Origin of the sequence: Microbacterium sp. UBA837 (assembly GCF_002296025.1) — a bacterium.
Classification (GTDB): Bacteria; Actinomycetota; Actinomycetes; order Actinomycetales; family Microbacteriaceae; genus Microbacterium.
Genome location: NZ_DBHD01000066.1, coordinates 1 through 10,538, shown reverse-complemented (window position 1 = coordinate 10,538; position 10,538 = coordinate 1). Strand labels below are relative to the sequence as shown.

At 66.9% G+C, this 10,538-nt stretch carries 9 protein-coding genes and 1 tRNA gene; 1 reads left to right on the top strand and 9 read right to left on the bottom strand.

Annotated features, from left to right (window positions below; all coding sequences use genetic code 11):
- Position 1: 1 nt before the first annotated feature.
- The 7 genes from B3587_RS05075 to B3587_RS05045 all read right to left on the bottom strand — a co-directional run bounded on the left by B3587_RS05075 (position 2) and on the right by B3587_RS05045 (position 7,572).
- Positions 2 to 73: transfer RNA gene (locus tag B3587_RS05075), tRNA-Gln, on the bottom strand.
- Positions 74 to 157: 84 nt separating this feature from the next.
- On the bottom strand, positions 158 to 1,678 hold the full coding sequence (gene gltX, locus B3587_RS05070) for a glutamate--tRNA ligase (RefSeq protein ID WP_292726886.1): 1,521 nt from the start codon (positions 1,676 to 1,678) through the stop codon (positions 158 to 160).
- Positions 1,679 to 1,729: 51 nt separating this feature from the next.
- Positions 1,730 to 2,977 (bottom strand): MFS transporter, encoded by a 1,248-nt coding sequence (locus B3587_RS05065; protein WP_292726889.1) that lies wholly within the window; start codon positions 2,975 to 2,977, stop codon positions 1,730 to 1,732.
- 2 nt (positions 2,978 to 2,979) lie between these two features.
- Positions 2,980 to 3,759, bottom strand: a complete 780-nt coding sequence (locus B3587_RS05060) for a fumarylacetoacetate hydrolase family protein (protein WP_228178090.1) — start codon at positions 3,757 to 3,759, stop codon at positions 2,980 to 2,982.
- Positions 3,756 to 4,874, bottom strand: coding sequence for a branched-chain amino acid aminotransferase (locus tag B3587_RS05055; RefSeq protein ID WP_292726888.1), 1,119 nt, complete (start codon positions 4,872 to 4,874; stop codon positions 3,756 to 3,758). The genes B3587_RS05060 and B3587_RS05055 overlap by 4 nt, the downstream gene beginning before the upstream one ends.
- Positions 4,875 to 4,946: 72 nt before the next feature.
- Positions 4,947 to 5,999 carry a 3-isopropylmalate dehydrogenase gene (locus B3587_RS05050; RefSeq protein WP_292726885.1) on the bottom strand — a complete coding sequence of 351 codons (1,053 nt, stop codon included), beginning with the start codon at positions 5,997 to 5,999 and terminating at the stop codon, positions 4,947 to 4,949.
- On the bottom strand, positions 5,962 to 7,572 hold the full coding sequence (locus tag B3587_RS05045; RefSeq protein ID WP_292726887.1) for an MFS transporter: 1,611 nt from the start codon (positions 7,570 to 7,572) through the stop codon (positions 5,962 to 5,964). The genes B3587_RS05050 and B3587_RS05045 overlap by 38 nt, the downstream gene beginning before the upstream one ends.
- Positions 7,573 to 7,650: 78 nt before the next feature.
- Between B3587_RS05045 and B3587_RS05040 the strand changes: the two genes are divergently transcribed.
- Complete coding sequence (locus tag B3587_RS05040; RefSeq protein WP_228178087.1) at positions 7,651 to 8,202, top strand: TetR/AcrR family transcriptional regulator; 552 nt, start codon at positions 7,651 to 7,653, stop codon at positions 8,200 to 8,202.
- 14 nt (positions 8,203 to 8,216) lie between these two features.
- On the opposite strand, the gene serA is transcribed toward B3587_RS05040, so the two are convergent.
- Both serA and B3587_RS05030 read right to left on the bottom strand, forming a co-directional pair.
- Positions 8,217 to 9,821 carry a phosphoglycerate dehydrogenase gene (gene serA / locus B3587_RS05035; RefSeq protein WP_228178086.1) on the bottom strand — a complete coding sequence of 535 codons (1,605 nt, stop codon included), beginning with the start codon at positions 9,819 to 9,821 and terminating at the stop codon, positions 8,217 to 8,219.
- 150 nt (positions 9,822 to 9,971) lie between these two features.
- A complete protein-coding gene (locus B3587_RS05030) occupies positions 9,972 to 10,370 on the bottom strand; it encodes a bacitracin resistance protein (protein ID WP_292726884.1) in 399 nt (132 codons plus the stop codon).
- Between the last annotated feature and the right edge of the window lie 168 nt (positions 10,371 to 10,538).

The following is a 10,538-nucleotide window of genomic DNA, read 5'->3' as shown; positions in this document are numbered from 1 at the left end:
GCTGGGGTACCTGGACTCGAACCAAGAACAACTGAACCAGAATCAGCCGTGTTGCCAATTACACCATACCCCAAGGGTTCCCGCCGGAACGGGCGCCAAGGGTCAAGTCTAGACGACGCGAAAGGCCCCGCCAAACCAGACCCGGCAGCGGCGCGTCTCAGCTCGCGGCGAGGTGATCGACGAGTGCCCCGAAGCGGCGGACCGACGCATCCTTGCCCAAGAGTTCCATGGACTCGAACAGCGGCGGCGAGACGCGACGGCCGCTGAGTGCGACCCGCAGCGGTCCGTAGGCGACGCGCGGCTTGAGACCGAGGCCCTCGATGAGCGCAGCAGCGAGGGACTCCTGAATCGCGGCGGCAGTGAACTCCGCCTCGGGAATCAACTCGATCGCACCCACACCGGCCACCAGCACCTCACCCGCGTTGGCAGGCAGAGACGCGAGGGCGTCGTCCTCATAGGTGACGGCATCCGTGAAGAGGAACCCGAGCAACCCGGGAGCGTCACCGAGCAGCTGCATCCGTTCCTGCACGAGCGGGGCGGATGCCGCGAGCATCTCCAGCTGCGCGTCAGTCAGCGGATCCGACACGACCCCGGCGGCGACCAGGTACGGAATCAGACGGGAAGCGAAGTCTTCGGCTTCCAGCATCCGGATGTGGTCGCCGTTGATCGACTCTGCCTTCTTCTGATCGAAGCGAGCGGGGTTCGGGTTGACGTCGGCGATATCGAACGCGGCGACGAGCTCGTCGAGCGAGAAGACATCGCGGTCGGGAGCGATCGACCAGCCGAGCAGGGCGAGGTAGTTCAGCAACCCCTCGTGGATGAAGCCCTTCTCGCGCTGCAAGAACAGGTCTGCCTTCGGGTCGCGCTTGGAGAGCTTCTTGTTGCCCTCCTCCCCCAGCACGAGCGGCATGTGGCCGAACCGGGGCACGAAGTCGGTGACGCCGGCGGTCACGAGCGCGTCATAGAGAGCGAGCTGGCGTGCGGTTGAGGGCATCAGATCTTCGCCACGGATGACGTGAGTGATGCCCATGAGAGCGTCATCGACCGGGTTCACGAACGTGTACAGGGGCACGCCGCCGGCCCGCACAATGACGAAGTCGGGGAAGGACCCGGCCGGGAAGGTGACCTCGCCGCGGATGAGGTCGACGTAGGTGAGGTCGTGATCGGGTACGCGTAGACGCCACGCGGGCTCACGGCCCTCGGCGCGGAACGCTGCTTTCTGCTCGTCAGTGAGGTCGCGGTCGTAGTTGTCGTAGCCGAGCTGCTTTGCGCGGCCAGCAGCCTCGTTGCGGGCGTCGATCTCTTCGGCCGTGGAATAGCTCTCGTAGACGACGCCGGCAGCGATGAGCTTCTCGAGGACGCCGCGATAGATCTCGTGGCGCTGGGACTGCCGGTAGGGCGCGTGGGGACCGCCGACCTCGACGCCCTCATCCCAGTCGATCCGGAGCCACCGCAGCGCATCGAGCAGCTGGTTGTAGCTCTCTTCGGAGTCCCGGGCGGCATCCGTGTCTTCGATGCGGAAGATGAGCTTGCCACCGTTGTGCCGCGCATAGGCCCAGTTGAACAGCACCGTCCGCATCAGTCCGACGTGCGGCAGACCCGTCGGTGACGGGCAGAAGCGGACCCGAACGTCGGATCCGGTGGCGGTCGTGGTGGCAGGATGCGGCGTTCCGGGCATAGATATCAAGTCTAGTTCCGGAGCGGGTGCCGCACCCGCGCCTCGGTACGACTACGCAGCCTGACGAATGCGACCGTACGGTGCGAGAAGCATTGTCGCGATCACGGCGACACCGACAACCAGAGCGAGCCCCGTGAAACCGATCCATCCGAGGACGACGCCCGAGGTGATCGCACCGACGGCACCGACGAGGCTCATCGAGAGGTCGTTGCGCCCCTGACGCGTCGTGCGTCGTTCCTCCGATGACGACTCGGTGAGCAGCGCCGACCCGGCAACCGTCGCGGCGCTCCACCCCAGGCCAAGCAGAATGAGCGCGACGGTGACCGCCGTGTTCGACTCCGCGCCGAAGAAGACCGTCACCAGGGATGCCGCGAGCAGCGCCTGACCGACCATGATCGTCGGAATGCGGCCCACGCGGTCTGCCAGGATGCCGAAGACCGGCGAGAGCGCGTACATCCCCGCGATGTGCAGACTGATCGTCAGACCGATGATGGTCAGACTCGCGCCGTGATGGAGCATGTGAACCGGGGTCATCGCCATGATCGAGACCATGACGCCGTGTGCGGCGGCATTCGCGAAGATCGCGTAGCGAGCCGACACCGGACGGTCGGGCTTGACGAGCTGCTTGACCACCCGGTCGCGACGCCGCTGCGCCACCGTCTGCGCGACCAGCAGCGGATCCGGCCGAAGAGCGAACAGATACACAATGATGCTCAGCGCTTGCGCGACGATCGTGAAGACGTACGGTCCCGTCAGGGGCGGCATCCCCAGGGCGTCTCCGATCGCCTGGCCGGGTTGCACAAGATTCGGTCCGAGCACGGCGCCGATGGTCGTCGCCCACACGACGATCGACAGATCGCGGCCACGCGTGGCATCCGTGGCGAGATCGGCGGCAGCGAAACGCGACTGCAGGTTCGCGGTCTGACCCGCTCCGACGAGCCCGAAGGCCAGCAGAAGCAGCGGGAACGACCGAACGGCCGCCGCCACCACGACCAGCGAAACGCCTACGAGCGCGATCGCCATGCCCGACGCCAGCGAGATACGGCGTCCGCGCCGACGCGCGAGGGCAGCAAGCGGCACCGCCAGCGCGGCGGTGCCGAGGGTCACACCCGCCGCAGCCAGCCCCGAGAGCGACTCGTCACCGGCGATGTCGGCGGCAAGCACCGCACCGAGGGAGACTGTCGCTCCAAACCCGAGCCCGCCGAGCACTTGGCCTGCCGAGAGCACCCAGACGGTCCGACGCTGGATGCCGGCGAGTTCGCTCGCCTCCTGGCGATCGTCGACCCAGCCGTCAGACAGTGTCACCGGCGCGGCTCCGCATCCCGCGCGGTGTTGCGCAGGATGCCGAGCCCATCGATCTCGACCTCGACGACGTCTCCGGACACGAACGGGCCGACACCGGCCGGCGTGCCGGTGAGGATGACGTCCCCGGGCAGCAGTGTGAACGCAGCCGACACATACTCGATGATCGCCGGAACCGAGTGGATCATGTCGGTGATCGCGCCGCGCTGACGGACCTCGCCGTTGACGCGTGTGGTCAGTGTCGCGCCGCCCGCGAGGTCGAACTCGGTCTCGATCACGGGTCCGAGCGGGCAGAAGGTGTCGAAGCCCTTCGCACGCGACCACTGGCCGTCAGAACGCTGCAGGTCCCGCGCTGTCACGTCGTTGCCGATCGTGTATCCGAAGACGTGGTCCAGCGCAGCATCCGCCGACACGTTCTTCGCAATACGGCCGATGACAACGGCGAGTTCCCCCTCGTAGTCCGTGCGCTCCGACTGCCACGGGCGCACGATCGGCTCGTCCGGCCCGATCACCGCCGTGTTGGGCTTCAGAAACAGCAGCGGCTCGCCGGGTGCCTCGCTCCCCATCTCCGCGGCGTGATCGAGGTAGTTCTTACCGACGCACACGACCTTCGAGCGCGGAATGACCGGAGCGAGCAGCGTGACCTCGCCGACCGGCACGCGCTCCCCCGTCGTCTCGTAGCCGGCGAACATCGGGTCACCCGCGAGCACCACGAGCTCGCCCTCGTCGAGGATGCCGTAGGCGATCGCATCCTCGTGTCGGAACCGCGCGATTCTCATGCCTGGGAGCGGGCGTCGAGGCGGTGCATCCAGCCGTGGCGGTCTTCGGCGTGGCCGTACTGGATGTCGGTCAGCTCCTGTCGCAGCTCGAGCGCGAGCGAGCCGACGGGCTGCTGGTCGACGAAGTCGCGTCCCTTGAGCACGCCGATGGGAGTCACGACGGCGGCAGTCCCGCAGGCGAAGACCTCGACGATGTCACCGGATGCCACACCCTCACGCCACTCGCGCAGCGAGATGTTGCGACCCTGCACGTGGAGGCCGCGGTCGGCCGCCAGCTGCAGGATGGAGTCGCGTGTGACGCCCTCGAGGATCGAGTCCGACTGCGGTGTCACGACCGTGCCGTCCTTGAAGACGAAGACGATGTTCATCCCGCCGAGCTCTTCGACGTTGCCGTCCTGATCGAGGAAGACCACCTGGTCGCACTCGTTCTCGTAGGCCTCGGACTGCGGCAGCAGACTCGACGCGTAGTTGCCTCCGGTCTTGGCAGCCCCGGTGCCACCCTTGCCCGCCCGCGAGTAGTCCTCGCTGAGCCAGATCGACACGGGGGTCACACCGCCCTTGAAGTAGGCGCCCGCGGGGCTGGCGATGACGTAGTAGCCGACCTTGTTGGCTGGACGCACGCCGAGGAAGGCCTCTTTGGCGAACATGAACGGGCGCAGGTAGAGGCTCTGGTTCTCGCCCGAGGGCACCCAGGCGCCGTCGACCGCGATGAGCTCCTCGAGCGACTGGATGAAGTACGACACCGGCAGCTCGGGAAGAGCCAGCCGCCGCGCCGAGCGCTGCAGGCGGCGACCGTTCTGGTCGGGACGGAACGTGTGGATCGATCCGTCGGCGTGACGGTAGGCCTTGATGCCCTCGAAAACCTCTTGCGCGTAATGCAGCACAGCTGCGGCCGGATCGAGCGAAAGCGGACCGTAGGGTTTCACCTGCGGTCGGTGCCACCCGCCGCCGACCGACCAGCAGACATCGACCATGTGGTCGGTGAAGTGCTGACCGAAACCGGGGTTGGCGAGAATCGCCTCGCGCTCGGCATCCGTCTTTGCCTGCAGGTTCCGCATCACCTGGAACTGCAGGGGCGCAAGGCCGGCGTCGGGGTCGGTGTCAAGAAGAGTCATGTCGAAATCCAGTCGTTCGAGCGCGGCGGTGTCGGAATCGCCCAGCACAGCGAGGAGCCGAGTGGCTCCAGGCTACGCCTGAAGGCGGGCGACGATCGCGTCACCGATCTGCGCTGTGGTGCGGGCGGCCTCGCCCCGGGACGCAATGTCCTCTTCCACCGCGCGGGTGACGCGGGCGGAATCGTCGTGCAACCCGAGGTGGTCGAGAAGCATCGCGATGGACAGAATCGCAGCAGTGGGGTCGGCCTTCTGCTGACCCGCGATGTCGGGCGCCGATCCGTGGACGGGCTCGAACATCGAGGGGAACGCGCCGTCGGGGTTGATGTTCCCCGAAGCGGCAAGGCCGATGCCTCCGGTGACGGCGCCGGCCAAGTCGGTGAGGATGTCGCCGAAGAGGTTGTCGGTGACGATCACGTCGAAGCGGTCAGGGTTTGTGACCAGGAAGATGGTTGCCGCATCGACGTGCAGATAGTCTACGGCGACGTCGGGGTGCTCTTCTGTCACCTCGCGCACGATTCTCTGCCAGATTCCGCCGGCGTGCACGAGCACGTTGGTCTTGTGCACGAGCGTCAGCTTCTTGCGGCGCCGTTCGGCCAACGCGAACGCGTAGCGCACGACCCGCTCAACACCGAAGGCCGTGTTGACGGATGTCTCGTTCGCGACCTCGTGTGGCGTGCCCTTGCGGATTGCGCCCCCGTTGCCGACGTAGGGCCCCTCCGTGCCCTCGCGCACGACGACGAAGTCGACCTCACCGGGGTTCGCGAGCGGGCCGGGGGCACCGGGATAGAGCTTGGAGGGCCGCAGGTTGACGTAGTGGTCCAGCTCGAAACGCAGCTTGAGCAGCAGTCCGCGTTCGATGTTCGCATCCTTCAGGCGAACGTCTCCCGGAACGCCGCCCACCGCGCCGAGCACGATCGCATCGTGCTGCTTTATGGCCTCGAGGTCAGCATCCGTGAGCGTGTCGCCGGTCTCGAGGTAACGCGCGGCACCCAGCGAAAACGGGGTCTTCGTGAACCGGATGTCGCCGCCTGCGGTCACCGCATCCAGAACCTTCATGGCCTCGGCGACGACCTCGACACCGATGCCATCACCGGGGATGACGGCTAGCTTCACCTCGCGCGACATTGCTCTCCTCGTTCTCGGATCGCGCCGCCTGATTCACAGATGACGGCGCCGATCCCAGCGTAGTGGCCGCGATAACGGCAGCCAGGACCACGAGACCGGCCCCGACCGCGGCAGTGACCGCAACGCCCGAGTCGAAGGCAGCTGCCGCGGCAGCACGCAACGCGTCGGCGATGGGGGCAGCGAGCTCGCCCGCCGTGACGTAGGCGCCGGCGAGCGTTTCCCGCGCCTGCGCGGCGAGGTCAGTGGGCACTCCCGCGGGGATCGCGATTCCCGACCGGTACGAGGCGGTGAGGATGCTGCCCAGCACAGCGGTTCCGAGCACGGCGCCGAGCTCATACGCCGTCTCAGAGACAGCGCCTGCCGCCCCCGCCTTGCTCGGCGGGGCGCTCGCCATGACGAGCTCGTTCGACACTGTCTCGGCGGCACCGATTCCGATGCCGAGCAGCACACTGGCCAGCAAGAGCCAGCCGAGGTCACCGCTCCCCGCTGTCGCCGCGACGAGGAGGTAGCCGCTCATCGAGAACATGAGCGCCGCGGGAACCACGATGCGCGGTGGAATCCGCGACGCAATGGGCACGACGAGAAGCCCGGAGACGATGACCGACGCCAGTGACGGCACGAGCGCGAAGCCCGCTTGCACCGGCGACAGGCCGACGATCAGTTGCAGATGCTGAGCGATGAAGAACATGAAGCCGACGAGCGAGATGACACTCAGCAGGTTCACCAGCAGAGCACCGCTGAAGGTGCCTCGCGTGAACAGCCGCATGTCGAGCATCGGGGAGCGCGCGCGCAACTGCCGCCGCACGAACAGGATGCCGAAACCAGCGCCCGCAACTGTCGCGCCGACGATCGTCGGTGAGAATCCGTGGACCGCGAACTCCTTGATGGCCCACACGATCGGCACCATCATCGCCATGGACAGCACGATACTGACGGCGTCAACGCGTCCGGCATCCGGGTTGCGGCTCTCGGGAACCAGCAGCGGCGCGAGCACCAGCAGCGGCACGAGCACGGGTACCGCCATGAGGAACACGGATCCCCACGAGAAGTGCTCCAGGAGGACTCCCCCGACGATCGGGCCGAGCGCCGCACCGGCCGAGAACATCGATGCCCAGATGGCGATCGCGAGGCGTCGCTGATTGCGGAGGGTGAAGATGCTGCGCAGCAGCGCCAGAGTCGACGGCATGATCATGGCACCGAACAGGCCCATGGCAGCACGACCCGCGATCAACCACTCCGCCGAGGGGGCGAAGGCAGACAGCGCCGACACTGTAGCGAATCCGGTGGCGCCGATCAGCAGCATCCGCCGCCGACCAAACCGGTCGCCCAGGGTTCCCATCGTCACCAGCAGACCGGCGAGCACGAGCGGGTAGGCATCGATGATCCACAGCTGCTGCGCCGCGGTGGGTTCGAGTGCGAGCGCGATCTCGGGCAGTGCGAAACTCAGCACCGTGTTGTCGACCGAGATCAACAGCACGGGCAGCATCAGCACCACCAGCGCAGCCCAGCCACGCCAGGTCACCGGACGCCCCTCGCTTTCGGCGATGCGGATGTCTTCGGTCAGGGTCGTCATCATGTCACCGTCAGAATTTCTATACCGTCTGGCTGGTATAGTAACAGCCATGGAGACTGCCTGGCTAGCATCGAACGCATGAGTCGTCCCCCGCACGCCCGTGAGAAGGTGCTCGACGCATTCGAGTCACTCCTCATCGCCGAGGGCGAGCGCGCCGCCACCATGGATGCCATCGCGCGCGCCGCCGGGGTCTCCAAGGGTGGCCTGCTCTACCACTTCGCGTCGAAGGAGGCGCTCGAGGCGGCGTTGCTCATCCGACTCGAGAAGTGCGTCGACGAAGACCTCGCCCGCATGACCTCCTCAGAGGAAGGTCCCGTCGCCTATTACGTGCGCACCTCGGCGATGGACGGCACCGCGCTCGACAGAGCGATCCTCGCCGTCTCTCGCCTCGCGCAGGCCGGCCGGGGCGCCGCGAGCGATGCCCTCCGAACTGTCCGGGAGCGCTGGGCCGACACTCTCCGCCCGCATGTCGCCGACAAGACGGCGTTGGACCTCGTCATGCTCATCAGCGACGGCGTCTACTACAACAACGCCCTCCAGCACGATGGTCTGGCAACGCCAGTCCCCCGCGACGCCGAGATGGATGCCTTGGTGCAGCTCATCGCACAGGCAACCGCTCCGCGCGACTGACCGCGGCCGAAGGCCTACGGCTCGACGATCTCGATCTGACGGAACAGGTCGGCCCCGACCGCCTCACGCATCTGGTCGAGCAGCTCGTCCGGCACTGCTGCGTCGACCGTGAGCACCGAGAGAGCACGCCCGGTGGCATCCGGATGCGCGACCTGGAGCCCCTCGATGTTGATTCCGGCGTCACCGAGCTTCCTGGCGTAGATCGCGACGATGCCCGGACGGTCCTGGTAGCGCATCACGACGTGGTGGCCGGCGATCGGTACCTCGATGTCGTAGCCGTTGATGGCGACGATCTTCGGGACCATGCGCGTCCCGGCGAGCGTTCCCGCGACGCTCAACGTCGTGCCATCCGACATGGTGCCGCGCAGAACGGTGAGGTTGCGGTACTGAGGGCTGTCGGCCTCGACGATCATGCGGGTTTCGATGCCGCGCTGCTCAGCGAACAGCGGCGCGTTCACGTAAGACACGTTCTCGCTGACGATGTTCGTGAAGATGCCCTTGAGCGCCGCGAGCCGGTACACGCTGACATCGAACGCGGCGAGTTCCCCGCGAACCTCGATGTCCAGCGAGGTCAACGCGCTGTGGGTCAGGCCCGTGAAGTACTGCCCGAGCATCTCGACAAGCCCGATACCGGGACGCACGAACGGGTCGATGACGCCGCCGGCGACGTTGACCGCGTCCGGGACGAGATCGCCTTCGAGCGCGAGCTTGACAGACTTCGCAACCGAGACGCCGGCCTTCTCCTGCGCCTCATCGGTCGAAGCTCCGAGGTGCGGCGTTGCGACGACGTTCGGAAGGGCGACGAGTTTCGCTGCCGCCGAGTCGGGCTTGGGCGGCTCGGCGGTGAAGACATCAAGTCCGGCACCGGCGATCTGGCCGGTGGTGAGAGCCTCGAGCAGCGCCTCTTCGTCGAACAGTCCACCGCGAGCGACGTTGACGACGTACGCCGTGGGCTTCATCGCCGCGAGCTGCTCGGTGCTGATCATGCCCGTCGTCTCGGGCGTCTTCGGCATGTGCACCGTGAGGAAGTCGCTCTCGCGCACAACCTCGTCGAAGCTCAACAGCTCGACACCCAGCTGCTGGGCACGCGCAGGGGTGACATAAGGGTCGTACCCGACCAGACGCACACCGAAGGCCCGCAGACGCTCGGCGACCAGGGCGCCGATCCGGCCGAGGCCCAGGATGCCGACGGTCTTCTCGAACAGTTCCGCGCCCGTGAACGAGCTGCGCTTCCACTGGCCCTGCGCGAGCGAGGCGTGGGCGGCGGGGATGTGGCGGGCAAGGCTCAGGATGTGCCCGACGGTGAGTTCCGCGGCCGAGATCACGTTGGACGTCGGTGCGTTGACGACCATGACGCCGGCGGCAGTCGCTGCCTTGATGTCGACGTTGTCGAGCCCGACGCCCGCGCGGGCGATCACGCGAAGCTTCTGCGAGGATGCAATGGCCTCGGCATCCATCTTCGTCGCTGAACGGATGAGGACGGCGTCCGCGTCGGCGAGAGCAGCAAGCAATGCGGGCCGGTCGGTGCCATCGACGTTTCGGACGTCGAAGTCCGGACCGAGGGCCTCGATCGTGGCGGGGGACAGTTCTTCGGCGATCAGCACGACCGGTTTGGACACGGGTGGATCCTTCGGAGCAGACGCGCACGAGTGAATCGCACGCAGGATGACGGGAATGCCACGCCGCACGCCATGACGACGGGCCTTCGCCAGCCTATCGCGGGCGCGCGCACCGTCCCGACCAGATGACGTGCCGATGGTCCCGTCGGCTCAGCCTCCGAGAAGCGATGCGCCGTAGACGGCGGCATAGGCGATGACGTTCATCCAGAACACCGCGACGATCCCCAGGCCCGACAGCATGATGAGCGCGAAGGCTCCGGCGCGTCGCTTCCACCCGATGGCAAAGGCGAGGGCGAACACGACGACGGGGAATGCGATCGCTGTCAGCAGCAGCGCCCATCCCCCACCGTTGAGCCCGAGCGGCCCGGTGGCCTGCGAGATCAGGAAGGCGACGGCGTTCCAGACGGCATAGGCGTAGAACAGGCCGAAGAAGCCGGCGATCGTGGCGATGAGCCACACCGGGAGGGCGGTGCGACGTACGGCCGGTGCAGACGCCGTCGAGGATGACGACACCGAGGTTTCGGTCGGCTCGTTGGTGTTCTCGATCACTGTCCGATCGCCCCCACCATGATGAACGGCCACGGCAGCACCAGCAGTGCCCCCGCGGCGAGCAGCAGGATCCGAACCCACGACCTGCCACCGCGCGTGAGGAACAGCACGGTCATGAACCAGATGAGCGGTGTCAATACCGCCAGCCACAGACTCACCTGATAGGCC